The sequence below is a fragment of the Pseudomonas trivialis genome (assembly GCF_036864995.1).
Taxonomy (GTDB): domain Bacteria; phylum Pseudomonadota; class Gammaproteobacteria; order Pseudomonadales; family Pseudomonadaceae; genus Aquipseudomonas; species Aquipseudomonas trivialis.
On sequence record NZ_CP142151.1, the window covers coordinates 1,332,843 to 1,357,948 of the forward strand.

Sequence of the window (25,106 nt, forward strand, 5' to 3'; positions counted from 1 at the left end):
CAGGACGCCTTCATGGAAAAGACCAAGCAGACTGTGCCCTCCGTGGTGCCGCGCCATGTCGCGATCATCATGGATGGGAATAATCGCTGGGCGAAGAAGCGCTTTATGCCGGGTGTTGCCGGGCATAAAGCGGGTGTCGATGCGGTACGGGCTGTGATTGAGGTGTGTGCCGAGGCCAAGGTCGAGGTGCTCACGCTGTTTGCCTTCTCCAGTGAGAACTGGCAGCGCCCGGCTGATGAAGTCAGTGCCTTGATGGACCTGTTCTTCAAGGCCTTGCGTCGCGAAGCCAAGCGCCTCAATGACAACAAGATTAGCCTGCGCATCATTGGTGACCGCTCGCGCTTCCATCCTGAACTGCAGACCGCCATGCGCGAGGCCGAGGCGATTACTGCCGGTGCCGACCGCTTTGTGCTGCAGATCGCCGCCAACTATGGTGGTCAGTGGGATATCGCCCAGGCTGCGCAGCGACTGGCCAGAGAAGTGCAGGCCGGTCACTTGCAACCGGAAGACATCTCGCCCGAACTGTTGCAGACCTGCCTGGTGACCGGCGACCTGCCGTTGCCGGACTTGTGCATTCGCACCGGTGGCGAGCACCGCATCAGCAATTTCCTGCTGTGGCAGCTGGCTTATACCGAGCTGTATTTCTCCGACCTGTTCTGGCCGGACTTCAAACACGATGCCATGCGCAATGCGCTGGCTGATTTCGCTTCCCGTCAGCGTCGCTTTGGTAAAACGAGCGAGCAGATCGAAGCTGGAGCCCGGGTTTAAATGCTTAAACAACGAATCATCACGGCACTGATCCTGCTGCCTATCGCGCTGTGCGGGTTTTTCCTGCTCGACGGTTCCGGCTTTGCACTGTTTATCGGCCTGGTCGTGACGCTCGGTGCCTGGGAATGGGCACGTCTGGCGGGCTTCACCAGCCAGCTGCCACGTGTGGTCTACGCCGCGGTGGTGGCGGTGCTGCTGTTCCTGATGTACATCCTGCCGGACATCGCGCCCTGGGTGCTGGGTGCGGCGGTGCTGTGGTGGGCGATGGCGACATTCCTCGTGCTGACTTATCCGCGCACCAGCGGCCACTGGTCCAGCGTTGCCTGCAAATTGGTGATCGGCCTGCTGATTCTGCTGCCGGCCTGGCAAGGGCTGGTGGAGATCAAGCGTTTCCCGATTGGTAATCAATTGATCCTGGCGGTGATGGTGCTGGTCTGGGGGGCGGACATTGGCGCGTACTTTTCCGGCCGTGCCTTCGGCAAGCGCAAGCTCGCTCCGGCCGTCAGTCCCGGTAAAAGCTGGGAGGGCGTGTACGGCGGGCTCGCGTTGACGCTGCTGATCACGCTGGTAGTCGGTATTGTGCGCGACTGGTCGCTGAAGGAAATTCTCCTGGGTCTGGTGGGCGCAGCGATCGTGGTGTTTATTTCGGTGGTGGGTGACCTCACCGAAAGCATGTTCAAGCGCCAGGCCGGGATCAAGGATAGTAGCAACCTGCTGCCGGGCCACGGCGGCGTGCTGGACCGTATCGACAGCCTCACCGCTGCCATTCCGATCTTTGCCGTGTTGTTGTGGATGATTGCTTCGTGAGTCGTGCGCAACAGGTAACGGTGCTGGGTGCTACGGGTTCGATAGGGCTGAGCACCCTGGATGTGATTGGGCGGCATCCTGAGCGATATCAGGTGTTCGCCCTTACGGGCTTCACGCGCGTGAAGGAATTGCTGGCGCTGTGCGTGCGCCATGTGCCGCGCTTTGCCGTGGTGCCTGAGGCGGCGGCTGCGCGCGGCTTGCAGGATGATCTGCGCGCTGCCGGTCTGGCCACTCGGGTGCTGGTGGGCGAGGAGGGGTTGTGTCAGGTGTCAGCGGACGCCGAAGTCGACACGGTGGTGGCTGCCATCGTCGGTGCCGCCGGACTGCGTCCGACGTTGGCTGCAGTCGACGCCGGCAAGAAAATTCTGCTGGCCAATAAAGAGGCGCTGGTGATGTCCGGCGCGCTCTTTATGCAGGCGGTGCGCAAGAGCGGCGCCGTGCTACTGCCTCTGGACAGCGAACATAACGCCATTTTCCAGTGCATGCCCGGTGATTTTGCCCGTGGCCTCAAGCAGGTGGGTGTGCGTCGGATTCTGCTGACCGCCTCCGGTGGGCCCTTCCGGCAAACCCCGCTGGCGCAGCTGGAGCATGTATCGCCGGAGCAGGCGTGCGCCCATCCGAACTGGTCCATGGGTCGCAAGATTTCCGTCGACTCGGCCAGCATGATGAATAAGGGCCTGGAACTGATCGAGGCGTGCTGGCTGTTCGATGCACGGCCGGAGCAGGTCGAGGTGGTGATCCATCCGCAAAGTGTGATTCATTCCCTGGTCGACTATGTGGACGGTTCGGTGCTGGCGCAGTTGGGCAATCCCGACATGCGTACACCCATCGCCAATGCCTTGACCTGGCCGGAGCGGATTGATTCCGGGGTCGCGCCTCTGGACTTGTTTGCCATTGCCCGCCTGGATTTCGAAGCACCGGACGAGCAGCGCTTTCCGTGTCTGCGTCTGGCGCGCCAGGCGGCAGACGCAGGCAACAGCGCACCGGCGATGCTCAATGCGGCCAATGAAGTGGCCGTGGCGGCGTTTCTCGAACGGCGCATCCGTTTTCCGCAGATCGCGAGTATCATCGACGACGTCCTGAACCTTGAGCCGGTAGTGGCCGTGAATGAGTTGGCGGCGGTGTTCGAGGCTGATACAAAGGCCCGGGCCTTGGCCGGGCAATGGCTGAACCGCAACGCGCGTTAGTCGGTGGGCATGTTTGAGCCTGCGGGCACTGGATTGGAATGCGGAGAAATTAGATGAGTGCGCTCTACATGATTGTCGGCACCCTGGTTGCTCTGGGTGTGCTGGTTACCTTCCACGAATTCGGCCACTTCTGGGTGGCACGCCGTTGTGGCGTGAAGGTGCTGCGCTTTTCCGTCGGCTTCGGTATGCCGCTGGTGCGCTGGCACGACCGTCAGGGCACCGAGTTCGTGATCGCAGCCATCCCGCTGGGTGGTTACGTCAAGATGCTCGATGAGCGTGAAGGCGAAGTGCCCGCTGATCAGTTGGACCAGTCTTTCAATCGCAAGACCGTTCGTCAGCGTATTGCCATTGTTGCCGCCGGGCCGATCGCCAATTTCCTGCTGGCCATGGTGTTCTTCTGGGTGTTGGCGATGCTGGGTAGCCAGCAGGTACGTCCAGTTATCGGCGCGGTCGAGGCGGACAGCATCGCGGCCAGGGCCGGTCTGACGGCGGGGCAGGAGATAGTTTCCATTGATGGCGAGCCGACCATGGGTTGGGGCGCGGTCAATTTACAGCTCGTACGGCGCCTGGGTGAAAGCGGTACCGTCAATGTGGTGGTGCGCGAGCAGGATTCCAGCGCCGAAACCCCGCGTGCACTGGCGCTCGACCATTGGCTCAAGGGCGCCGACGAGCCTGATCCAATCAAATCCCTGGGTATCCGGCCGTGGCGTCCATCGTTGCCGCCGGTGCTCGCCGAGCTGGATCCGAAAGGTCCCGCCCAGGCCGCAGGTCTGAAAACCGGCGACCGCCTGCTGGCGCTCGATGGCCAGCCGCTGAATGACTGGCAGCAAGTGGTCGACCTGGTGCGTGTACGGCCTGACAGCAAAATTGTGCTGAAAGTCGAGCGCGATGCCGCGCAAATCGACGTCCCCGTGACCTTGTCGGTTCGTGGCGAAGCCAAGGCGGCCGGGGGTTACCTGGGTGCCGGAGTGAAAAGCCCGGAGTGGCCGCCGTCGATGGTGCGCGAGGTCAGCTTCGGGCCGTTGGATGCGATTGGCGAGGGCGCGAAACGCACCTGGACCATGAGTGTGCTGACCCTGGAGTCCCTCAAGAAAATGTTGTTCGGCGAGCTCTCGGTAAAAAACTTGAGTGGACCGATAACCATTGCTAAAGTGGCGGGCGCTTCTGCCCAGTCGGGTGTCGCGGATTTCCTGAATTTCCTGGCTTATCTGAGTATCAGCCTTGGAGTTCTGAATTTGTTGCCCATTCCTGTACTGGATGGGGGGCATCTGTTGTTTTATCTGGTCGAGTGGGTGCGTGGTCGCCCCTTGTCGGATCGGGTGCAGGGTTGGGGGATACAGATCGGTATCAGTTTGGTGGTCGGGGTGATGTTGTTAGCCCTGGTCAACGATCTGGGTCGTCTGTAACGCTTCGCTGAATTGCGAATCTGCCGCATTTTGCGGCAGTTTGTTTATTGCCAGTTGGAATAAGAAAGGACTTCATGAAACGTCTGCTGCTAACTGCGGTTCTCACCGTATTGATGATCGCCGAAGTTCACGCCGAGTCCTTCACTATCTCCGATATTCGCGTCAACGGCCTCCAGCGGGTTTCCGCGGGTAGCGTCTTTGGTGCCTTGCCGTTGAACGTCGGGGAACAGGCGGATGATCGTCGCCTGGTGGAATCCACTCGTGCGCTGTTCAAAACCGGTTTCTTTCAAGACATCCAACTGGGTCGCGAAGGTAACGTCCTGGTCATCACCGTCGTCGAGCGACCTTCCGTCGCCAGTATCGAGATCGAAGGCAACAAGGCGATCTCCACTGAAGACCTGATGAAGGGCCTCAAGCAATCGGGCCTGGCCGAGGGCGAGATCTTCCAGCGTGCCACGCTCGAAGGCGTGCGTAACGAACTGCAACGCCAGTACGTTGCCCAGGGTCGTTACTCGGCCACGGTCGAGACCGAAGTGGTGCCGCAGCCGCGTAACCGTGTTGGCCTCAAGGTCAACATCAACGAAGGCACCGTGGCCGCCATTCAGCACATCAACGTGGTGGGCAACACCAAGTTCGATGATGACGAGCTGGTCGGCCTGTTCGAGCTCAAGACCACCAACTGGCTGTCGTTCTTCAAGAACGATGACAAGTACGCCCGTGAAAAACTCTCCGGTGACCTGGAACGTCTGCGTTCCTTCTACCTGGACCGTGGCTATATCAACATGGATATCGCTTCGACCCAGGTGTCCATCACCCCGGACAAGAAACATGTGTACATCACCGTCAACGTCAATGAAGGTGAGAAGTACAAGGTTCGTGACGTCAAGCTGAGCGGCGACCTGAAAGTCCCTGAAGACCAGGTCAAGTCCCTGTTGCTGGTGCAGAAAGACCAGGTGTTCTCGCGCAAGCTGATGACCACCACGTCCGAGCTGATCACCCGTCGTCTGGGCAACGAAGGCTACACCTTCGCCAACGTCAATGGCGTGCCGACTCCCCATGACGAAGACCACACCGTGGACATCACCTTCGTGGTCGATCCCGGCAAGCGTGCCTACGTCAACCGCATCAACTTCCGTGGCAACACCAAGTCCGCCGACGAAGTGCTGCGCCGCGAGATGCGCCAGATGGAAGGTGGCTGGGCGTCGACTTACCTCATCGACCAGTCCAAGACCCGTCTTGAACGCCTGGGCTTCTTCAAGGAAGTCAACGTCGAGACCCCGGCCGTACCGGGTGTGGACGACCAGGTTGACGTGAACTATGCCGTCGAGGAGCAAGCATCGGGTTCGATCACCGCCAGCGTCGGCTTTGCACAGAGTGCCGGCCTGATCCTCGGTGGCTCGATCACCCAGAACAACTTCCTCGGTACCGGTAACCGTGTGTCCATCGGCCTGACCCGAAGCGAATACCAGAGCCGCTATAACTTCGGTTATACCGACCCCTACTGGACTGCTGACGGTGTGAGCCTGGGCTACAACGCCTTCTACCGCACCACCGACTACAAAGACCTCGATGTCGACGTGGCAAGCTACGCGATCGACAGCCTGGGTGCCGGGGTCAACATCGGTTATCCGATCAGTGAGACCTCGCGTCTGACCTTCGGCCTCACCGCGCAGCAGGATGAGATCAAGACCGGTGTTTACACCGTGGATGAGATCTTTGACTTCACCCGTCGTGAAGGCGACAAGTTCCTGAACTTCAAGGCGTCTGCCGGCTGGTCCGAATCGACCCTGAACAAAGGTGTACTGGCGACCCGTGGCCATTCCCAAAGCCTGACTGCGGAAGTCACCACGCCGGGCAGCGACCTGTCGTTCTTCAAGCTCGATTACCGCGGCCAGTTGTTCCAGCCGTTGACCGATAACTACACCCTGCGCCTGCACACCGAGCTGGGTTATGGCGACGGTTACGGTTCAACCAATGGCCTGCCGTTCTATGAGAACTACTACGCAGGTGGTTTCAACTCGGTGCGTGGCTTCAAGGACAGTACGTTGGGTCCTCGTGGTACGCCAAGCCGTGGTCAGGCCTTTACCGGTAACCAGGGCACGCAGGTGGACTCGGACAACGACCCACTGCCGTTCGGTGGTAACGTGCTGATCCAGGGTGGCGCGGAAGTCCTGTTCCCACTGCCGTTCGTGAAAGACCAGCGGTCTCTGCGCACGTCGGTCTTCTGGGACGTGGGTAACGTGTTCGATTCCAAGTGTGACCAGATCACCAACCCGAGCGGTGTGAAGTCCAATACCCAGTGCAACGACGTGAGCCTCAGCAATCTGGCGAGCTCCGTGGGTGTGGGTGTGACCTGGGTGACCGCGCTGGGTCCGTTGAGCTTTGCTCTGGCTATGCCGATCAAGAAACCGGATAACGCTGAAACCCAGATTTTCCAATTCTCCCTCGGCCAGACGTTCTAAGCGTCTGACCCAAGATAACGACAACGGATTCTGTAGGAGTACATCGTGCGTAAGTTGACTCAATTGGTCCTGCTGGCCACTGTGCTGGTAACCACCCCGGCCTTCGCCGAAATGAAAATCGCCGTGCTGAACTATCAGATGGCTTTGCTCGAATCCGACGCGGTCAAGCGTTACGCCGTGGATGCCGAGAAGAAATTCGGTCCGCAACTGACCAAGCTCAAGACCCTGGAAAGCAGCGCCAAGGGCATCCAGGATCGTCTGGTCGCCGGTGGCGACAAGATGCAGCAGGGCGAGCGCGAGCGCCTGGAGCTTGAATTCAAGCAAAAGGCCCGTGACTACCAGTTCCAGTCCAAGGAGCTGAACGAAGCCAAGGCTGTTGCCGACCGTGAAATGCTCAAGCAGCTCAAGCCGAAACTCGACAGCGCTGTGGAAGAAGTCATCAAAAAAGGTGCCTTTGACCTGGTGTTCGAGCGCGGCGCCGTGATTGACGTCAAGCCTCAATACGACATCACCCGTCAGGTGATCGAGCGCATGAACCAGCTGAAGTAAGCCATGACCGCGACTATCAGGCTCGGCGAGTTGGCCGAGTTCCTGGGAGCCACCTTGTGTGGCTCCCCGGAGAAGGAAATCACTGGGCTAGCCACCTTGCAGGAGGCTGGCCCAGCTCAGTTGAGCTTCCTCGCAAATCCCCAATACCGTAAATACCTGGTCGACTGTCAGGCCGCAGCTGTGTTGCTGAAAGCCGCAGACGCCGAGGGTTACGTCGGGGATGCGCTGGTGGTAGCCGACCCGTACCTGTCGTACGCCAAAGCCTCGCACCTGTTCGATCCAAAACCCAGGGCTGCCGGTGGTATTCACCCATCGGCCGTGATCGCCGGGGATGCCCAGGTTGATCCTGCGGCCAGCATCGGCGCCTTCGCCGTGATCGAGAGCGGTGCGCGGATTGCCGCGGGCGTTACCGTCGGCGCGCATTGCTTTATCGGTGCGCGCTGTGAAATAGGTGCCGATGGCTGGCTGGCTCCCCGTGTGACCCTGTACCACGATGTGCGTATCGGACAGCGCGTGGTGATCCAGTCGGGCGCCGTGATCGGCGGCGAAGGCTTCGGTTTTGCCAATGCCAAGGGTGTCTGGCACAAGATCGCCCAGGTCGGCGGCGTATTGATCGGCGACGACGTGGAGATCGGTGTCAACACCGCTGTTGATCGCGGTGCCTTGGCCGACACTGTGATTGGTAACGGCGTGAAGCTCGACAATCAGATTCAGATTGCCCACAACGTGCAGATTGGCGATCACACCGCCATGGCGGCATGCGTGGGCATTTCCGGCAGTACCAGAATCGGCAAGCATTGCATGCTCGCCGGTGGTGTTGGGCTGGTGGGGCATATCGATATCTGTGACAACGTGTTCATTACCGGCATGACCATGGTGACCCACTCGATTACCGAGCCGGGTGCCTATTCTTCCGGTACCGCCATGCAGCCCGCAGCTGAATGGCGCAAAAGTGCAGCACGCTTGAGGCAGCTCGACGACATGGCTCGACGTCTCAAACAGCTGGAAAAGCGTGTTGGGGACGTGACCCCTGACGGTAATGCTTCATCACAAGGCTGATACCATTTCCATATCAAGTGTGCACAGCCGCTAGACTGCCTCCTTGATTTGCCAGCGGGGCGTGCCTTTAGTCCGCCCGCCCCCAATTTTATTACAGGCTTCCCCACGAAATGATGGACATCAACGAGATTCGCGAATACCTGCCTCACCGTTACCCGTTCCTGCTGGTGGACCGCGTAGTGGACCTGAACATTGAGGAAAAGCGCATTCGTGCCTACAAGAATGTCAGCATCAACGAGCCGTTCTTCAACGGTCACTTTCCTGCGCATCCCATCATGCCAGGCGTGTTGATCATCGAAGCCATGGCTCAGGCTGCCGGTATCCTTGGTTTCAAAATGCTCGACCTCAAGCCTGCCGACGGCACGCTGTACTATTTCGTGGGTTCCGACAAGCTGCGTTTCCGCAACCCGGTCACCCCGGGTGATCAGTTGATCCTGGAAGCCAGGTTCATCAGCTGCAAGCGCCAGATCTGGAAGTTCGAGTGCCAGGCTTCGGTGGATGGCAAGGCGGTGTGCTCCGCCGAAATCATCTGTGCGGAACGCAAACTATGAGTTTGATTGACCCTCGCGCAATCATCGATCCGTCGGCCGTTCTGGCCGCAGGCGTGGAGGTCGGCCCCTGGTCGATCATCGGCGCAGGTGTGGAAATCGGCGAGGGTACTGTCATCGGGCCGCACGTGATCCTCAAAGGTCCGACCCGTATTGGCAAACACAATCGTATCTACCAGTTTTCCTCGATAGGTGAAGACACCCCGGACATGAAGTACAAGGGGGAGGAAACACGCCTGGTAATCGGTGATCACAACATCATTCGTGAAGGCGTGACCATTCACCGTGGCACCGTGCAGGATCGTGCCGAAACCACGTTGGGTGATCACAATCTGGTGATGGCCTACGCGCATATCGGACACGACAGCGTCATCGGCAATCATTGCATCCTGGTCAACAACACCGCTTTGGCAGGCCATGTGCACGTTGACGATTGGGCGATCCTGTCAGGCTTCACGCTGGTTCATCAGTATTGCCATATCGGCGCGCACAGCTTTTCCGGCATGGGCACGGCCATCGGCAAGGATGTACCGGCATTTGTCACGGTCTTCGGCAACCCGGCCGAAGCCCGCAGCATGAATTTCGAAGGCATGCGCCGCCGCGGTTTCAGCGATGACGCCATCCACGCTTTGCGCCGCGCCTACAAGACGGTCTACCGCCAGGGTTTCACGGTTGAACAGGCGCTGACTGAATTGACCGAGCCGGCAACGCTGTTCCCGGAAGTTGCGGTGTTCCGTGACTCGATCCAGGCGTCGACTCGCGGCATCACCCGCTGATCATGGCCACTGTGCTTATCGCGCTGGTGGCCGGAGAAGCTTCCGGCGATATTCTGGGCGCAGGCCTGATGCGGGCCCTCAAGGCCCGCCACCCGGCAGTCGAATTCATCGGCGTCGGTGGGCCTCTCATGCAGGCCGAGGGCCTCACGTCCTACTTCCCCATGGAACGTTTGTCGGTCATGGGACTGGTTGAGGTGCTGGGCCGTCTGCGTGAACTGCTGGCACGGCGCAAGCTGCTGATTCAGACGCTGATCGAAGAAAAGCCCGACGTCTTTATCGGCATCGACGCGCCGGATTTCACCCTCAATATCGAGCTCAAACTGCGTCAGGCCGGAATCAAGACCGTGCATTACGTCAGCCCGTCCGTATGGGCCTGGCGGCAGAAGCGCGTGCTGAAAATCCGCGAAGGCTGCGACCTGATGCTCACCCTGCTGCCCTTCGAGGCCAGGTTTTACGAAGAGCAGGGCGTGCCGGTACGGTTTGTCGGCCATACGCTGGCCGATGCGATTCCCTTGCAGGCTGACCGCGCTGCGGCGCGTGCCGAGCTGGGATTGCCTGATGGCCCGTTGGTTGCGCTGATGCCGGGCAGCCGCGGTGGCGAAGTCGGGCGCTTGGGCGCATTGTTTTTTGACGCCGCCGAGCGCCTGCTGGCCATGAAGCCGGGTATTCGCTTCGTGCTGCCCTGCGCCAGCCCGCAACGTCGTGCGCAGATCGAGGCGCTGCTCGAAGGGCGCAACTTGCCGATGACCTTGCTTGACGGCCAGTCGCACCTCGCCCTGGCTGCCTGCGACGCGGTGCTTATCGCCTCGGGCACCGCGACTCTGGAGGCCTTGCTGTACAAGCGCCCGATGGTCGTGGCCTATCGCCTGGCGCCGCTGACGTTCTGGATTCTCAAGCGCATGGTCAAGAGCCCGTACATCTCCCTGCCCAACCTGCTGGCCCAGCGCCTGCTGGTGCCGGAGTTGTTGCAGGACGACGCAACGCCTGCCGCCCTCGCGCAAACCCTACTACCCTTGATCGACGGTGGCGAAGAGCAGACCCGTGGTTTCGACGACATCCACCGCACCCTGCGCCGGGATGCCTCGAACCAGGCGGCCGATGCCGTGCTGAACCTGATCGGTCATACGCAGGAGGCCTTATGAGCAAGCAAATGGGCCTGGATTTCAGCCTGGTTGCACACGCCGACGAGCTGGTGGCCGGTGTCGACGAAGTAGGGCGCGGCCCGCTGTGTGGCGCAGTCGTGACGGCCGCCGTGATTCTCGACCCGAACCGGCCGATCCTGGGCCTGAATGACTCAAAAAAACTCACCGAAGCACGCCGTGAAAAACTCTACGACGAGATCTGTGAAAAAGCGCTGAGCTGGCATATAGCCCGCGCCGAGGTCGAAGAAATCGACAGGTTGAACATTCTGCACGCCACCATGCTCGCCATGCAGCGCGCGGTGGAGGGCCTGCATATCACGCCGAAAATGGCGATGATCGACGGCAACCGTTGCCCAAGACTGGCGATGCCGTCCGAAGCGGTGGTCAAGGGCGACAGCAAGGTGCCGGCGATTGCGGCGGCCTCGATCCTGGCCAAGGTCAGCCGTGATCGCGAGATGGCTGCGTTCGAGTTGATCTATCCCGGCTATGGCATGGGGGGGCATAAGGGCTACCCGACGCCCGTTCATCTGGAAGCGCTGGCCCGGCTGGGACCCACCCCGATCCATCGACGTTCGTTCGCCCCGGTGCGTCAGGCCTATGAGCTGCGCGCGAGCCTGATCGAGGTTTAGTCCCAAAGCTGATGTTTTTGCAAAGGCCCGGTACAATCCCGGGCCTTGTTGTTTCCATGTTTGGACAGGATCACTATGCCGGCTTCATTCGTTCACCTGCGCCTGCACACTGAATACTCGCTGGTCGACGGCCTGGTACGCATCAAGCCGTTGGTCAAGACGCTGGTGGGCATGAACATGCCCGCAGTAGCGGTTACCGATCAGAACAACATGTGTTCCCTGGTCAAGTTCTACAAGAACGCCATGGGCGCCGGGATCAAGCCGATCTGCGGCGTCGACCTGTGGCTGTCCAACAAGGACCCGGATAACCCGCTGAGCCGCATCAGCCTGCTGGCGATGAACGGCGTGGGTTATCGCAACCTCACCGAACTGATTTCCCGTGGTTTTATCGACGGGCAGCGCAACGGTTCGATCATCATCGAGCGCGAATGGGTGGCGCAGGCCAGCGAGGGCGTGATCATGCTCTCGGCGGCCAAAGAGGGTGAGATCGGCATCGCGCTGCTGGGCGGCAACCCCCAGGAAGCCGAAGTGCTGGCGCGCGAATGGATGCAGGTTTTTCCGGATCGCTTCTACCTGGAAGTGCAGCGCACCAACCGCCCCAACGACGAAGAACACCTGCACGCCGCCGTGGCCCTGGCCGACAAGCTGGGCGCGCCGCTGGTGGCGACCAACGACGTGCGTTTTATCAAGAAGGAAGATTTCGAAGCCCACGAAACCCGCGTGTGCATCGGCGAAGGCCGGGCCCTTGACGATCCGCGCCGCTCGAAGAACTACAGCGAAGAGCAGTACCTCAAAAGCGCCGACGAGATGGCCGAACTGTTCAGCGACCTCCCCGAGGCCCTGGAAAACTCCGTCGAGATCGCCAAGCGCTGCAATATCGAAGTGAAACTGGGCAAGCACTTCCTGCCCAACTTCCCGATTCCCGATGGCATGACCATCGATGAGTATTTCCGCAAGGTGTCGTTCGATGGCCTGGAAGAGCGCCTTAGCGTGCTGCTGCCCAGGGACACCACCGAGGACTACGAGGCCAAGCGTCAGGTCTATGTGGATCGGCTGAATTTCGAGCTGGATATCATCATCCAGATGGGTTTCCCCGGTTACTTCCTGATCGTAATGGACTTTATCCAGTGGGCCAAAAGCAACGGCGTGCCGGTAGGCCCGGGCCGGGGTTCGGGTGCCGGTTCGCTGGTGGCCTATGTGCAAAAGATCACCGACCTCGACCCGCTGGAATATGACCTGCTGTTCGAACGCTTCCTGAACCCGGAACGGGTCTCCATGCCCGACTTCGACGTCGACTTCTGCATGGACGGTCGCGACCGTGTAATCGAATACGTGGCCGAGAAGTATGGGCGCAACGCGGTCAGCCAGATCATCACCTTTGGTTCCATGGCGGCCAAAGCGGTCATCCGTGACGTGGCGCGAGTGCAGGGCAAGTCCTACGGCCTGGCTGATCGCCTGTCGAAGATGATTCCGTTCGAAGTCGGCATGACCCTGGAAAAAGCCTACGAGCAGGAAGAAATCCTGCGCGACTTCATCAAGGTCGATGAAGAAGCCGCTGAAATCTGGGACATGGCACGCAAGCTGGAAGGCGTAGTGCGTAACGTCGGTAAGCACGCCGGCGGTGTGGTGATCGCGCCTACGAAACTCACTGACTTTTCGCCTATTTATTGCGACGAAGAAGGCGACGGTCTTGTCACCCAGTTCGACAAGGATGACGTTGAGGCGGCCGGCCTGGTGAAGTTCGACTTCCTCGGCCTGCGGACCCTGACGATCATCGACTGGGCGCTCAAGACCATCAACCGCGAGCGCGCCAAGGTCGACGAAGCGCCGTTGGATATCGCGTTTATTCCGCTGGACGACAAGCCGACTTACCAGTTGCTGCAAAAGGCCGAAACCACCGCCGTGTTCCAGCTCGAGTCGCGCGGCATGAAAGAGCTGATCAAAAAGCTCAAGCCCGACTGCCTGGAAGACCTGATCGCACTGGTGGCCCTGTTCCGTCCGGGCCCACTGCAATCGGGCATGGTTGATGACTTTATCAACCGCAAGCACGGCCGCGCCGAACTGGCCTACCCGCACTCCGACTACCAGTACGAAGGCCTCAAACCGGTACTGGCACCGACCTACGGCATCATCCTGTATCAGGAACAGGTGATGCAGATTGCCCAGGTCATGGCCGGCTACACCCTTGGCGGTGCGGACATGCTGCGTCGCGCCATGGGTAAAAAGAAGCCCGAGGAAATGGCCAAGCAGCGCGGCGGTTTCATTGAGGGTTGCGCGACCAACAATATCGACGCAGACCTGGCCGGTAACATCTTCGACCTGGTGGAAAAATTCGCCGGTTACGGCTTCAACAAATCCCACTCCGCCGCCTACGGGCTGGTGTCGTACCAGACCGCCTGGCTCAAGGCTCACTACCCGGCGCCGTTCATGGCTGCGGTACTCTCGGCGGACATGCACAACACCGACAAGGTCGTGACCTTGATCGAGGAAGTGCGCACCATGAAGCTGCGCCTCGATGCGCCGGACGTGAACGCCTCGGAGTTCAAGTTCACGGTGAACGACGAAGGCCGCATCATCTATGGCCTGGGCGCAATCAAAGGGGTGGGCGAAGGCCCGGTTGAGGCGATCACCGAAGCACGCCAGGATGGGCCATTCACCGACCTGTTCGATTTCTGCGCGCGTGTCGACCTCAAACGCATCAACAAGCGCACCCTGGACGGCCTGATCCGCAGCGGCGCCCTCGACCGCCTGGGCCCTTACTTCCATGATGAGCCCAAGGCGTATCAGGCCAATATCGACCGTAACCGTGCGGTGCTGCTGACCGCCATGGAAGAGGCGATCAAGGCCGCCGAACAGACCGCCCGCACCCATGACAGCGGCCATGCCGACCTGTTTGGCGGTTTGTTCGTCGAAGAAGATGCGGATGTATACGCCAACCACCGCAAGGCCAAGGATCTGACCCTCAAGGAACGCCTCAAGGGTGAAAAAGACACCCTGGGCCTGTACCTCACCGGTCACCCGATCGACGAATACGAAGGCGAGATCCGTCGTTTCGCCCGCCAGCGCATCATCGACCTGAAGCCGGCGCGCGACACCCAGACCGTGGCCGGCATGATCATCGCCCTGCGGGTGATGAAAAACAAAAAGGGCGACAAGATGGGCTTCATCACCCTCGACGACCGCTCGGGCCGGATCGAAGCGTCGCTGTTTGCCGACGCGTTCCACTCCGCCCAGTCGCTGTTGCAGACCGACGCCATGGTGGTGGTGGAAGGGGAGGTCAGCAACGACGACTTCTCCGGCGGCCTGCGCCTGCGCATCAAGCGGGTGATGAGCATGGAGGACGCGCGCACCAACCTGGCTGAAAGCCTGCGTTTGAAGGTGAAAACCGAAGCGCTCAAGGGCGATCAGCTACGCTGGCTGGGGGATCTGCTCAAACGCCACCGTGGCGCCTGTCCGGTGACCATGGAGTACACCGGCAATGACGCCAAGGCCATGCTGCAGTTCGGCGAGACCTGGCGAATTGACCCGGCCGATGGCTTGATTCAAGCATTGCGTGACCAGTTCGGCCGTGACAACGTCTTCCTCCAATACCGTTGACGGCCAGGCAGTTTCTTTTTCATCAAGAGAATCGCCTGATCTCGACGAAACATTTAATCTCGACCTGGACGCGCCTCTCCCTTAAGGTAGGGCGCGAACAGACAACCGGCTGGCCAGGCATGCCCTGGCCGTCGACCCAAGACGGACGCTTATGAACCCGAATTTTCTTGATTTCGAACAGCCGATCGCTGACCTGCAAGCCAAGATCGAAGAACTGCGCCTGGTCGGCAATGACAATTCGCTGAACATTGGCGATGAAATCGCTCGCCTGCAAGACAAGAGCAGCACGCTCACCGAAGACATCTTCGGCAAGCTGACCAGCTGGCAGATCGCGCGCCTGGCTCGCCACCCGCGACGTCCGTACACCCTGGATTACATCCAGCACATCTTCACCGAGTTCGACGAACTGCATGGCGACCGTCACTTCTCCGACGACGCCGCTATCGTGGGCGGCATTGCGCGCCTGGACGACCAGCCGGTGATGGTGATCGGTCACCAGAAAGGCCGTCAAGTGCGCGAGAAAGTGCGCCGCAACTTCGGCATGCCGCGTCCGGAAGGCTACCGCAAGGCCTGCCGCCTGATGGAAATGGCCGAACGCTTCAAGATGCCGATCCTGACCTTCATCGACACGCCGGGCGCTTACCCTGGTATCGACGCCGAAGAGCGCAACCAGAGCGAAGCGATTGCCTGGAACCTGCGCGTCATGTCCCGTCTGAAAACCCCGATCATCGCCACGGTGATTGGTGAAGGCGGCTCCGGCGGTGCATTGGCTATTGGCGTGTGCGACCAATTGAACATGCTGCAATACTCGACCTACGCGGTGATCTCGCCGGAAGGTTGCGCCTCGATCCTGTGGAAAACCGCCGAAAAGGCGCCGGACGCCGCGGAAGCCATGGGCATTACTGCCGATCGCCTCAAGGGCCTGGGTATCGTCGACAAGGTCATCGCCGAGCCATTGGGTGGCGCGCACCGCGACCCGGCTGCGGCCGCCGCTACCATTCGTGCTGAATTGGGTTCGCAATTGGCGATGCTCAAGAAGCTGGATAACGAAGCGCTGCTGGCTCGTCGTTATGAGCGCCTGATGAGCTACGGTCTCTAAGTCGCAGCAATACCAAATGTGGGAGGGGGCTTGCTCCCGATAGCAGTGGTTCAGTCACCCTATGCGTTGACTGACACTCAGCCATCGGGAGCAAGCCCCCTCCCACATTTGCTTTGTGTATGCTCGTATCTCGCATTCCAGAGGGGAGCCCACCTTGATCGCCAAACTCCTGCAGACCCTGGCCCCCTGGCGCAATGCCCCGGCCTGGCACATCGCTTTCTCCGGCGGGCTTGATTCCACTGTTTTGCTGCACCTGCTGGCCTCCCTCGCAAAAACCCAAACCTTGCCCTCTCTGTACGCGGTTCATGTTCACCATGGCCTGCAGGCTGCCGCTGACGCCTGGCCAGATCACTGTCAGTTGATTTGCGACAGCCTGCAAGTGCCCTTGCGCGTCATGCACGTACAGGTGCAGCCCGGCGCAAGTCTTGAGCGCGCGGCGCGGGAGGCACGCTATCAGGCGTTCAGCGAGGTGCTCGGGGCAGGGGAGGTATTGCTGACCGGCCAGCATCGTGACGATCAAGCCGAAACGCTGTTGTTCCGCTTGCTGCGCGGCGCCGGTGTGCGAGGCCTTGCCGCCATGCCAGCGCATCGTCCATTGGCGCGAGGCTATCTGGTGCGGCCGTTACTGGCTCTATCACGCGTCGAGCTCGAAGCCTACGCAGCCGAGCATCAATTAAAATGGATCGAAGACCCTTCCAACGCCGATCCACGCTTCTCACGCAATTACCTGCGTCATGATGTGTTCCCGACGCTGACGCAGCGCTGGCCTCAAGCGGTTGCCAGCCTGGCTCGCGGCGCCGAGCAATTGAGCGAGGCCCGGGACTTGCTGGATGAATTGGCGCAGATCGACCTGCAAACCGCCGATCAAGCTTCAGCCTTTGCCTGGCTGCCACTGCCGTCGCTGGCACTTGGCCCCCTGCAGGCGCTGTCTGACGCGCGCCAGCGAAATGCCCTGCGCCACTGGCTCGCTGCGCTCACCCGCTTGCCCGACAGCGACCATTGGGCGGGCTGGAATTCCTTGCGCGATGCCAAGGGCGATGCACAGCCGCTATGGCATCTGGCTGACGGTGATTTGCACCGCTGTAGCGAGCGGATCTGGTGGCTGCCTTCCACTTATTCGGAATTTTCCGACGCGCCGTTTAGCTGGCCACGCCCGCATAACCCACTAGAGTTACCCGGTAATGGCCGCGTGTGGTGTGAAGGCACCCCGCCAGAGGGGCCGCTTGAAATTCGCTATCGCCAGGGCGGGGAAGTCATGGAAGTGCCAGGTCGAGGGCGGCGTGACCTCAAGCGTTTGCTCAACGAAAGCGGGTTGCCGGGGTTCATGCGTGGCAGATTGCCGCTGCTGTATCAGGGGGAGCGCTTGCTGGCTGTCCCCGCCCTGGCCGGGTTATGGGCCAACTCGCGGGATGGCTGGCAATTGCATTGGATGCCACAGAGCTGCGATCAAGGTTTGAGCTGATAGAGCCTTTCCGGTAGACTACGCTCCCTTCTTGATACAACTTCTGTGGATTCGCCTGAATCGCAGCAGTTGCCGATTACCAAGCAGTCTTTGCTGGGCGATTCCAAAAAATGTGTAGCGATCAACGTACCGGTGTTCCATTGCTGGTCTGTCACCACGCGGCGGTTTTTTTGAAAGGTGCACTGTGATTAATGCAGGTGATCGGGGGCTTCGGCCTTCCTTCGCTTTCCCCGGCGGCTCGGACCGCTTTAACGCAGACTTCTAGGGTTTTTCATGACGCGCTACATATTCGTCACGGGCGGTGTTGTTTCTTCATTGGGGAAAGGCATTGCCTCCGCTTCATTGGCGGCCATCCTGGAGGCGCGGGGACTTAAGGTCACCATGCTCAAGCTGGACCCGTACATCAACGTCGACCCGGGCACCATGAGCCCGTTCCAGCACGGTGAGGTGTTCGTCACTCACGACGGCGCCGAAACCGACCTGGACCTGGGCCACTACGAGCGGTTCATCCGCACGACCATGACCCAGAACAATAACTTCACTACCGGCCGCGTCTACGAGCACGTGCTGCGCAAAGAGCGCCGTGGTGACTACCTGGGTGCAACCATTCAGGTCATCCCGCACATCACCGACGAAATCAAGCGCCGCATCATCAAGGGTGCAGGCGATGCCGACGTGGCGATGGTCGAGATCGGCGGCACCGTGGGTGACATCGAATCCCAGCCGTTCCTCGAAGCCATCCGCCAGTTGCGTTTCGAAGTCGGCGCCAAGCGTGCGATGCTGATGCACCTCACGTTGGTGCCGTACATCGCCACTGCCGGCGAAACCAAAACCAAGCCAACCCAGCACTCGGTCAAGGAACTGCGTTCCATCGGCCTGCAGCCGGACGTGCTGGTGTGCCGCTCCGATCACCCGATCGACATTTCCTCGCGTCGCAAGATCGCGCAATTCACCAACGTTGAAGAGCGTGCGGTGATTGCCCTGGAAGACGCCGACACCATCTACAAGATCCCGGGCATCCTGCATTCGCAAGGCCTGGACGATTTTGTGGTCGAGCGTTTCGGCCTGCAGTGCAATGGCGCGGACCTCTCCGAGTGGGAAGCCGTGGTCGACGCCAAGCTCAACCCTGAGCATGAAGTCACCATCGCCATGGTCGGCAAGTACATGGAGCTGCTGGACGCGTACAAGTCGCTGATCGAAGCGATGAGCCACGCAGGCATCAGCAACCGCACCAAGGTCAACCTGCGCTACATCGACTCCGAAGACATCGAGAACCAGGGCACCGCGCTGCTCGAAGGTGTCGACGCAATTCTCGTTCCTGGCGGCTTCGGTCTGCGTGGCGTGGAAGGCAAGATCACCGCCGTGCAATACGCCCGCGAGAACAAGGTGCCGTACCTGGGCATCTGCCTGGGCATGCAAGTGGCCGTTATCGAGTTCGCCCGTAACGTGCTGGGCTGGAAGGACGCCAACTCCACCGAGTTCGATCACACCAGCGGCCATCCGGTCGTGGGCCTGATCACCGAGTGGGAAGACGCCACCGGCGCCGTCGAAACCCGTACCGAAACCTCCGACCTGGGCGGCACCATGCGCCTCGGCGCGCAGGACTGCCTGCTGGAATCGGGTTCGCTGGTTCACGACTGCTATGGCAAGGACGTGATCGTCGAACGTCACCGTCACCGCTACGAGGTGAACAACAACCTGCTGCCGCAGATCAAAGAGGCCGGCCTGAAAATCTCCGGTCGTTCCGGTGACGGCAAGCTGGTCGAAGTGGTCGAGGCGCCGGATCATCCGTGGTTCGTGGCGTGCCAGTTCCACCCCGAGTTCACCTCGACACCGCGCGATGGCCACCCATTGTTCAGCGGTTTCGTCAAAGCCGCACTGACGCAACATCAGAAGAAGGCGTAACCCTGATGGCCCAGAAGATCATTCGCGTAGGCGATATCGAAATTGCCAACGACAAGCCCATGGTGCTGTTCGGCGGCATGAACGTGCTGGAAAGCCGCGACATGGCGATGCAGGTCTGTGAAGAGTACGTGAAGGTTACCCAGAAACTGGGTATCCCTTACGTGTTCAAGGCCAGCTTCGACAAGGCCAACCGATCGTCCGTGACCTCCTATCGCGGCCCGGGCCTTGAAGAAGGCATGCGGATCTTCCAGGACATCAAGCAAGCCTTCGGCGTGCCGATCATCACCGACGTCCACGAGCCTGAACAGGCAGCCGTGGTCGCCGAGGTGTGCGACATCATCCAGTTGCCGGCTTTCCTGTCGCGCCAGACCGACCTGGTGGTCGCGATGGCCAGGACCGGCGCCGTGATCAATATCAAGAAAGCCCAGTTCCTTGCGCCCCAGGAAATGAAACACATCCTGAACAAATGCGTCGAAGCAGGTAACGACCAGTTGATCCTCTGCGAGCGCGGTTCGAGCTTCGGCTACAACAACCTCGTGGTGGACATGCTCGGTTTCGGCATCATGAAACAGTTCGAATACCCGGTATTTTTCGACGTCACCCACGCGCTGCAAATGCCCGGTGGTCGCGCCGATTCCGCCGGTGGGCGCCGTGCCCAGGTGCTGGACCTGGCGAAGGCGGGCATCAGCCAGTCCCTGGCCGGCCTGTTCCTGGAAGCCCATCCAGACCCTGACAACGCCAAGTGCGACGGCCCCTGCGCCCTGCGCCTGGACAAGCTGGAGCCGTTCCTGGCTCAGCTCAAGCAACTGGACGAACTGGTCAAGGGATTTGCGACGGTAGAAACCGCGTAAGCGGCATTTCTCCGGTAGACTTTCCCACGCTTTATGCTCAGGCATGCGTGCCTGAGCTTTGTCGTCTGCAAGCCTGCCCTGTTGTTCCACCCTTGCGGTCGGTCAAAAGATTTCCTTCAGCTGCGTCGTTTTCGTCAACTTTGGAGTGTTCACAACAATGGCAAAAATCGTCGACATCAAAGGTCGTGAAGTTCTCGACTCCCGTGGCAACCCCACCGTCGAAGCCGACGTGCTTCTCGATAACGGCATCATCGGCAGCGCCTGCGCGCCGTCCGGTGCTTCTACCGGTTCGCGCGAAGCGCTGGAACTGCGCGATGGCGACAAGAGCCGTTACCTGGGCAAGGGTGTACTCAAGGCGGTCGCCAACATCAATGGCCCGATCCGTGACCTGCTGCTGGGCAAGGACCCGCTGGACCAGAAAGCCCTGGACCACGCGATGATCCAGCTCGACGGCACCGAGAACAAAGGCAGCCTGGGCGCCAACGCCATCCTCGCTGTATCCCTGGCCGCTGCCAAGGCCGCTGCCCAGGACCAGGACCTGCCGTTGTACGCCCACATCGCCAACCTGAACGGCACGCCGGGTGTGTACTCCATGCCGGTGCCGATGATGAACATCATCAATGGTGGCGAGCACGCCGATAACAACGTCGACATCCAGGAATTCATGGTGCAGCCAGTGGGCGCCAAGACCTTCTCCGAAGGCCTGCGCATGGGCACCGAAATTTTCCACCACCTCAAGGCCGTGCTCAAAGCCCGTGGCCTGAGCACCGCAGTGGGTGATGAAGGTGGTTTCGCGCCGAACCTGGCGTCCAACGAAGATGCACTCAAAGTGATCTCCGAAGCCGTGGCCAACGCCGGCTATACCCTGGGCACCGACGTGACCCTGGCCCTGGACTGCGCCGCCAGCGAATTCTATGAAGACGGCAAGTACAACCTGTCCGGTGAAGGCCAGGTGTTCAACTCCGAAGGTTTTGCTGAATACCTCAAGGGCCTGACCCAGCGCTACCCGATCATCTCGATCGAAGACGGCCTGGACGAGTCCGACTGGGACGGCTGGAAGATCCTCACCGACAAGATCGGCGAGAAGGTCCAGTTGGTGGGCGACGATTTGTTCGTGACCAACACCAAGATCCTGAAAGAGGGCATCGACAAGAAGATCGCCAACTCGATCCTGATCAAGTTCAACCAGATCGGCACCCTGACCGAAACCCTGGAAGCCATCCAGATGGCCAAGGCTGCGGGCTACACCGCCGTGATCTCCCACCGCTCCGGCGAAACCGAAGATTCGACCATTGCCGACCTGGCCGTGGGCACCTCGGCGGGTCAGATCAAGACCGGCTCCCTGTGCCGTTCCGACCGTGTTTCCAAGTACAACCAATTGCTGCGTATCGAAGAGCAACTGGCGGGTAAAGCCAAGTACAACGGTCGTGGCGAGTTTCGCGGCTGACCGTTAACCGGTTAAAAATGTAAAAAAGTCGACGGACTGCGTCGGAAAACTCACGACAAAGTGAATTTCGACGTTAATCTGTTGGCCATCTAGCACAAGCCTGGTTTTTCCAGGCTTCGTGCTGTCAGTTGCTGCAAAAGTTTTGCATGGCGGTCTTTTTTCACTGGATACCCGATATTCGATGCGCAGTCCCAATTGGTTGTTCCTCGTCTTGCTCTTGTTGCTGGCTGGCCTGCAGTACCGCCTATGGGTGGGTAATGGCAGCTTTGCGCAGGTAAAAGACCTGACTGAGCAAATTGCTGCACAGCACGCCGAAAACGAAATCCTGCTGGAGCGCAATCGCGTCCTCGATGCCGAAGTGCTTGAGCTGAAAAAAGGCACCGAGACCGTTGAAGAACGGGCTCGTCATGAATTGGGCATGGTCAAGGAGGGTGAGACCCTCTACCAGTTGGCCCAATGACTCAGCGTTTGCCGGCCTTCTGGGCCGTGATTCCCGCCGCGGGCGTTGGTGCCCGTATGGCCGCGGACCGTCCCAAGCAATACTTGCAACTGGGCGGACGCACTATTCTCGAACACAGCCTAGGCTGTTTTCTCGATCACCCGATGCTCAAGGGCCTGGTGGTCAGTCTTGCTCCTGATGATCCTTACTGGCCTGGCCTGGCCTGTGCTGCCGACCCGCGTATCCAGCGTGCGGACGGCGGCTCGGAGCGCTCGGGCTCGGTGCTCAACGCGTTGCTGCAGCTCAATGCCCTGGGGGCCGGCGATGAGGATTGGGTGCTGGTGCACGATGCGGCAAGGCCGAATTTGAGCCGCGACGACCTCGACACGCTATTGGCCGAACTGGCGGACGACCCGGTGGGCGGCCTGCTGGCGGTGCCGGCGCGCGACACGCTCAAGCGTGCAGACAAGCGCGGCCGTGTGGTGGAAACCGTTGATCGCAGCCTGATCTGGCAGGCGTACACGCCGCAGATGTTCCGCCTGGGCGCTTTGCATCGTGCCCTGGCTGACAGTCTGGTGGCGGATGCGGTGATTACCGATGAAGCCTCGGCCATGGAATGGTCAGGTCAGGCGCCGCGATTGATTGAGGGGCGTTCGGACAATATCAAGGTGACTCGGCCGGAAGATCTGGAGTGGCTCAGGTTGCGGTGGGCCAATCGTAGATAGTCAGTTAAACCGAGTCGCCTTCATCGCAGGCAAGCCAGCTCCCACATTTGACCGAGGTGTCTGCAATGGCTGCGATCAAGTGTGGGAGCTGGCTTGCCTGCGATGAGGCCGGTGTGGTCAACGCAGACTCACTGGCTGTACTCCGGCCTCCCCGCCAACCCCTCCTTCAAAAAATCCACCAGCTTGCGCACCTTGGGCGACAAATGCCGCTGCTGCGGATACAGCCCCCACACCGCCGTATTCGGCGGCTGATGCGCCTCAAGCAGAGACACCAGCGCGCCACTGTGCAAGTGCTCCAGCACGTAGTAATCCGGCAACTGGCACAACCCGACGCCCTGCAGCGCCGCATCCAGCACCGCCTGCCCGCTGTTGCAGCGCCAGTTTCCCTGGACCCGTTGAGAAAATTCGCGCCCGTCCTGGGCCAGTTGCCAGATATCCGAACTGCCGATCAGGCAGTTATGCCGACTCAACTCCGACAAGCTGTGTGGCCGACCATACCGCGCGAGGTAGGACGGCGACGCGCACACATACATACGCCGTGGCGCCAGGCGGCTGGCGACCATCCGCGAGTCCTGCAGGCGGCCAAGACGGATCGCCAGGTCCAAGCCTTCATGTACCAGGTCCAGCTGTCGGTTGCTCAGTTCGATATCCACGCGTAACTGCGGATACAGCGCCATGAAGCGCGTCACCAGCGGCACGATAAATCGCTCACCGTAGGCCACCGCGCAGGTCATGCGCAGCATGCCCTTGGGTTCGCTGGCCAGGTCGCCGACCGCGCGCAGGGCTTCCTCGCGGCCGTCCTGCAGGCGTTGGCAATGCTGCAGAAAGGTCTGGCCGGCTTCAGTCAGCGTCACCTTGCGCGTACTGCGGTACAGCAACCGCGTTTGCAGGCGCTCCTCCAGGCGCGCCACTTGCCGGCTGATATGGGATGAGGACACCCCCAGCCGCTCGGCCGCCGCCGTGAACTGGCTGCACTCTGCCACCGCCACGAACTCATCAATGCCTTCCCAGCGGTTTTCCAACATTTGATTATCCCTGCACAGCAATAAAGTTTTGCTTTTGTCTGGATTATTAATCAAAGGACGCTGATTTACACTCACGGTCTCAGTTTTAAATTCCCTGGAGAAACCCCGGATGATCAAGTCTCGCGCCGCCGTAGCCTTCGAAGCCAACAAGCCCCTGGAGATCGTTGAAGTGGATGTCGCCATGCCCAAGGCTGGTGAAGTGCTGCTGCGGGTGGTCGCCTCCGGCGTGTGCCACACCGACGCCTACACCTTGTCGGGCGCCGACCCGGAAGGCATCTTCCCGTCGATCCTCGGCCATGAAGGCGGTGCGGTGGTTGAAGCAATCGGCGAAGGCGTGACGTCGGTGGCCGTGGGCGATCACGTGATCCCGCTGTACACCCCGGAATGCGGCCAGTGCAAATTCTGCAAGTCGGGCAAGACCAACCTGTGCCAGGCCATCCGCTCCACTCAGGGCAAAGGCCTGATGCCCGACGGCACCACACGTTTTTCCTACAAGGGTCAGCAGATTTTTCACTACATGGGCACGTCGACTTTTTCCGAGTACACCGTGCTGCCGGAAATCTCCGTCGCGAAAATTCCTAAAGAAGCGCCGCTGGAAAAAGTCTGCCTGCTGGGCTGCGGCGTCACCACGGGCATCGGAGCTGTGCTCAACACCGCCAAGGTCAAGCCAGGCGATACCGTGGCCATCTTCGGCCTGGGCGGCATTGGCTTGTCGGCAGTCATTGGTGCGGCCAAGGCCAAGGCCGGGCGCATCATTGCCATTGACATCAACCCGGCCAAGTTCGAAATCGCCAAGCAACTGGGTGCCACCGAGTGCATCAACCCGAAAGACTACGATCGTCCGATCCAGGACGTGATTGTCGACTTGACCGATGGTGGCGTGGACTTCTCTTTCGAGTGCATCGGCAACGTACACCTGATGCGCGCTGCCCTCGAGTGCTGCCACAAAGGCTGGGGTGAGTCGGTGATCATCGGTGTGGCCGGTGCGGGCCAGGAAATCGCCACGCGCCCCTTCCAACTGGTGACCGGTCGCGTCTGGCGCGGTTCGGCGTTCGGCGGCGTGCGCGGGCGCAGCGAATTGCCAAGCTATGTGGAAATGGCCCAGACCGGCGAAATCCCGCTGGACACCTTCATCACCCACACCATGGGCCTGGAAGACATCAACAAAGCGTTTGACCTGATGCATGAAGGCAAGAGCATTCGTACCGTCATCCACTTCTGAG

Annotated in this window: 21 protein-coding genes; 20 read left to right on the plus strand and 1 reads right to left on the minus strand. The window is 60.3% G+C overall.

Features of this window, described 5'->3' with window-relative positions:
• The first annotated feature begins 12 nt into the window (after positions 1–12).
• From uppS to ispD, 19 genes are all read left to right on the plus strand, one after another.
• Positions 13–768, plus strand: coding sequence for a polyprenyl diphosphate synthase (gene uppS / locus VRB54_RS05840; protein ID WP_209989532.1), 756 nt, complete (start codon positions 13–15; stop codon positions 766–768).
• On the plus strand, positions 769–1,575 hold the full coding sequence (locus tag VRB54_RS05845) for a phosphatidate cytidylyltransferase (protein ID WP_338479905.1): 807 nt from the start codon (positions 769–771) through the stop codon (positions 1,573–1,575). It abuts the gene before it with no gap.
• On the plus strand, positions 1,572–2,762 hold the full coding sequence (gene ispC / locus VRB54_RS05850) for a 1-deoxy-D-xylulose-5-phosphate reductoisomerase (RefSeq protein ID WP_338479907.1): 1,191 nt from the start codon (positions 1,572–1,574) through the stop codon (positions 2,760–2,762). The genes VRB54_RS05845 and ispC overlap by 4 nt, the downstream gene beginning before the upstream one ends.
• Before the next feature lie 53 nt (positions 2,763–2,815).
• On the plus strand, positions 2,816–4,168 hold the full coding sequence (rseP, locus tag VRB54_RS05855; RefSeq protein WP_338479908.1) for a sigma E protease regulator RseP: 1,353 nt from the start codon (positions 2,816–2,818) through the stop codon (positions 4,166–4,168).
• A gap of 74 nt (positions 4,169–4,242) precedes the next feature.
• On the plus strand, positions 4,243–6,630 hold the full coding sequence (gene bamA, locus VRB54_RS05860) for an outer membrane protein assembly factor BamA (RefSeq protein WP_209989542.1): 2,388 nt from the start codon (positions 4,243–4,245) through the stop codon (positions 6,628–6,630).
• 45 nt (positions 6,631–6,675) lie between these two features.
• On the plus strand, positions 6,676–7,179 hold the full coding sequence (locus VRB54_RS05865; protein WP_338479909.1) for an OmpH family outer membrane protein: 504 nt from the start codon (positions 6,676–6,678) through the stop codon (positions 7,177–7,179).
• A gap of 3 nt (positions 7,180–7,182) precedes the next feature.
• Positions 7,183–8,238 carry a UDP-3-O-(3-hydroxymyristoyl)glucosamine N-acyltransferase gene (lpxD, locus tag VRB54_RS05870; RefSeq protein WP_338479910.1) on the plus strand — a complete coding sequence of 352 codons (1,056 nt, stop codon included), beginning with the start codon at positions 7,183–7,185 and terminating at the stop codon, positions 8,236–8,238.
• A gap of 110 nt (positions 8,239–8,348) precedes the next feature.
• Positions 8,349–8,789, plus strand: coding sequence for a 3-hydroxyacyl-ACP dehydratase FabZ (gene fabZ / locus VRB54_RS05875; protein ID WP_057007789.1), 441 nt, complete (start codon positions 8,349–8,351; stop codon positions 8,787–8,789).
• Positions 8,786–9,562, plus strand: a complete 777-nt coding sequence (gene lpxA / locus VRB54_RS05880) for an acyl-ACP--UDP-N-acetylglucosamine O-acyltransferase (RefSeq protein WP_338479912.1) — start codon at positions 8,786–8,788, stop codon at positions 9,560–9,562. The genes fabZ and lpxA overlap by 4 nt, the downstream gene beginning before the upstream one ends.
• Before the next feature lie 2 nt (positions 9,563–9,564).
• On the plus strand, positions 9,565–10,704 hold the full coding sequence (lpxB, locus tag VRB54_RS05885) for a lipid-A-disaccharide synthase (protein WP_338479913.1): 1,140 nt from the start codon (positions 9,565–9,567) through the stop codon (positions 10,702–10,704).
• Positions 10,701–11,333 (plus strand): ribonuclease HII, encoded by a 633-nt coding sequence (gene rnhB, locus VRB54_RS05890; RefSeq protein ID WP_209989555.1) that lies wholly within the window; start codon positions 10,701–10,703, stop codon positions 11,331–11,333. The genes lpxB and rnhB overlap by 4 nt, the downstream gene beginning before the upstream one ends.
• 75 nt (positions 11,334–11,408) lie before the next feature.
• Positions 11,409–14,930, plus strand: coding sequence for a DNA polymerase III subunit alpha (gene dnaE / locus VRB54_RS05895; RefSeq protein WP_209989559.1), 3,522 nt, complete (start codon positions 11,409–11,411; stop codon positions 14,928–14,930).
• Positions 14,931–15,081: 151 nt separating this feature from the next.
• Entirely contained in the window at positions 15,082–16,029 is a 948-nt protein-coding gene (locus VRB54_RS05900; RefSeq protein WP_338479914.1) for an acetyl-CoA carboxylase carboxyltransferase subunit alpha, read from the plus strand.
• A gap of 154 nt (positions 16,030–16,183) precedes the next feature.
• Positions 16,184–17,491: a tRNA lysidine(34) synthetase TilS gene (tilS, locus tag VRB54_RS05905; RefSeq protein WP_338479915.1), complete on the plus strand. Its 1,308-nt coding sequence runs from the start codon at positions 16,184–16,186 to the stop codon at positions 17,489–17,491.
• 273 nt (positions 17,492–17,764) lie between these two features.
• On the plus strand, positions 17,765–19,396 hold the full coding sequence (locus tag VRB54_RS05910; protein WP_029297256.1) for a CTP synthase: 1,632 nt from the start codon (positions 17,765–17,767) through the stop codon (positions 19,394–19,396).
• A gap of 5 nt (positions 19,397–19,401) precedes the next feature.
• On the plus strand, positions 19,402–20,247 hold the full coding sequence (gene kdsA, locus VRB54_RS05915) for a 3-deoxy-8-phosphooctulonate synthase (RefSeq protein WP_057007795.1): 846 nt from the start codon (positions 19,402–19,404) through the stop codon (positions 20,245–20,247).
• 157 nt (positions 20,248–20,404) lie between these two features.
• Positions 20,405–21,694 (plus strand): phosphopyruvate hydratase, encoded by a 1,290-nt coding sequence (gene eno / locus VRB54_RS05920; RefSeq protein ID WP_057007796.1) that lies wholly within the window; start codon positions 20,405–20,407, stop codon positions 21,692–21,694.
• A 181-nt stretch (positions 21,695–21,875) separates the two neighbouring features.
• Positions 21,876–22,154 (plus strand): cell division protein FtsB, encoded by a 279-nt coding sequence (ftsB, locus tag VRB54_RS05925; RefSeq protein ID WP_003231201.1) that lies wholly within the window; start codon positions 21,876–21,878, stop codon positions 22,152–22,154.
• Positions 22,151–22,858 (plus strand): 2-C-methyl-D-erythritol 4-phosphate cytidylyltransferase, encoded by a 708-nt coding sequence (gene ispD, locus VRB54_RS05930; protein WP_209989565.1) that lies wholly within the window; start codon positions 22,151–22,153, stop codon positions 22,856–22,858. Before ftsB ends, ispD begins: the two co-directional genes overlap by 4 nt.
• 128 nt (positions 22,859–22,986) lie before the next feature.
• On the opposite strand, the gene VRB54_RS05935 is transcribed toward ispD, so the two are convergent.
• Positions 22,987–23,883, minus strand: coding sequence for a LysR substrate-binding domain-containing protein (locus tag VRB54_RS05935; protein WP_209989569.1), 897 nt, complete (start codon positions 23,881–23,883; stop codon positions 22,987–22,989).
• Positions 23,884–23,992: 109 nt separating this feature from the next.
• On the opposite strand from VRB54_RS05935, the gene VRB54_RS05940 reads away from it, so the two are divergent.
• Positions 23,993–25,105 (plus strand): S-(hydroxymethyl)glutathione dehydrogenase/class III alcohol dehydrogenase, encoded by a 1,113-nt coding sequence (locus VRB54_RS05940; RefSeq protein WP_338479917.1) that lies wholly within the window; start codon positions 23,993–23,995, stop codon positions 25,103–25,105.
• Position 25,106 lies beyond the last annotated feature (1 nt).

Bases quoted from the DNA above. Each gene is read 5' to 3' on its own strand.
- uppS (WP_209989532.1), top strand. From the start codon at position 13: ATGGAAAAGACCAAGCAGACTGTGCCCTCCGTGGTGCCGCGCCATGTC.
- VRB54_RS05845 (WP_338479905.1), top strand. From the start codon at position 769: ATGCTTAAACAACGAATCATCACGGCACTGATCCTGCTGCCTATCGCG.
- rseP (WP_338479908.1), top strand. From the start codon at position 2,816: ATGAGTGCGCTCTACATGATTGTCGGCACCCTGGTTGCTCTGGGTGTG.
- bamA (WP_209989542.1), top strand. From the start codon at position 4,243: ATGAAACGTCTGCTGCTAACTGCGGTTCTCACCGTATTGATGATCGCC.
- lpxD (WP_338479910.1), top strand. From the start codon at position 7,183: ATGACCGCGACTATCAGGCTCGGCGAGTTGGCCGAGTTCCTGGGAGCC.
- fabZ (WP_057007789.1), top strand. From the start codon at position 8,349: ATGATGGACATCAACGAGATTCGCGAATACCTGCCTCACCGTTACCCG.
- lpxA (WP_338479912.1), top strand. From the start codon at position 8,786: ATGAGTTTGATTGACCCTCGCGCAATCATCGATCCGTCGGCCGTTCTG.
- lpxB (WP_338479913.1), top strand. From the start codon at position 9,565: ATGGCCACTGTGCTTATCGCGCTGGTGGCCGGAGAAGCTTCCGGCGAT.
- rnhB (WP_209989555.1), top strand. From the start codon at position 10,701: ATGAGCAAGCAAATGGGCCTGGATTTCAGCCTGGTTGCACACGCCGAC.
- dnaE (WP_209989559.1), top strand. From the start codon at position 11,409: ATGCCGGCTTCATTCGTTCACCTGCGCCTGCACACTGAATACTCGCTG.
- VRB54_RS05900 (WP_338479914.1), top strand. From the start codon at position 15,082: ATGAACCCGAATTTTCTTGATTTCGAACAGCCGATCGCTGACCTGCAA.
- VRB54_RS05910 (WP_029297256.1), top strand. From the start codon at position 17,765: ATGACGCGCTACATATTCGTCACGGGCGGTGTTGTTTCTTCATTGGGG.
- kdsA (WP_057007795.1), top strand. From the start codon at position 19,402: ATGGCCCAGAAGATCATTCGCGTAGGCGATATCGAAATTGCCAACGAC.
- eno (WP_057007796.1), top strand. From the start codon at position 20,405: ATGGCAAAAATCGTCGACATCAAAGGTCGTGAAGTTCTCGACTCCCGT.
- ftsB (WP_003231201.1), top strand. From the start codon at position 21,876: ATGCGCAGTCCCAATTGGTTGTTCCTCGTCTTGCTCTTGTTGCTGGCT.
- ispD (WP_209989565.1), top strand. From the start codon at position 22,151: ATGACTCAGCGTTTGCCGGCCTTCTGGGCCGTGATTCCCGCCGCGGGC.
- VRB54_RS05935 (WP_209989569.1), bottom strand. From the start codon at position 23,883: ATGTTGGAAAACCGCTGGGAAGGCATTGATGAGTTCGTGGCGGTGGCA.
- VRB54_RS05940 (WP_338479917.1), top strand. From the start codon at position 23,993: ATGATCAAGTCTCGCGCCGCCGTAGCCTTCGAAGCCAACAAGCCCCTG.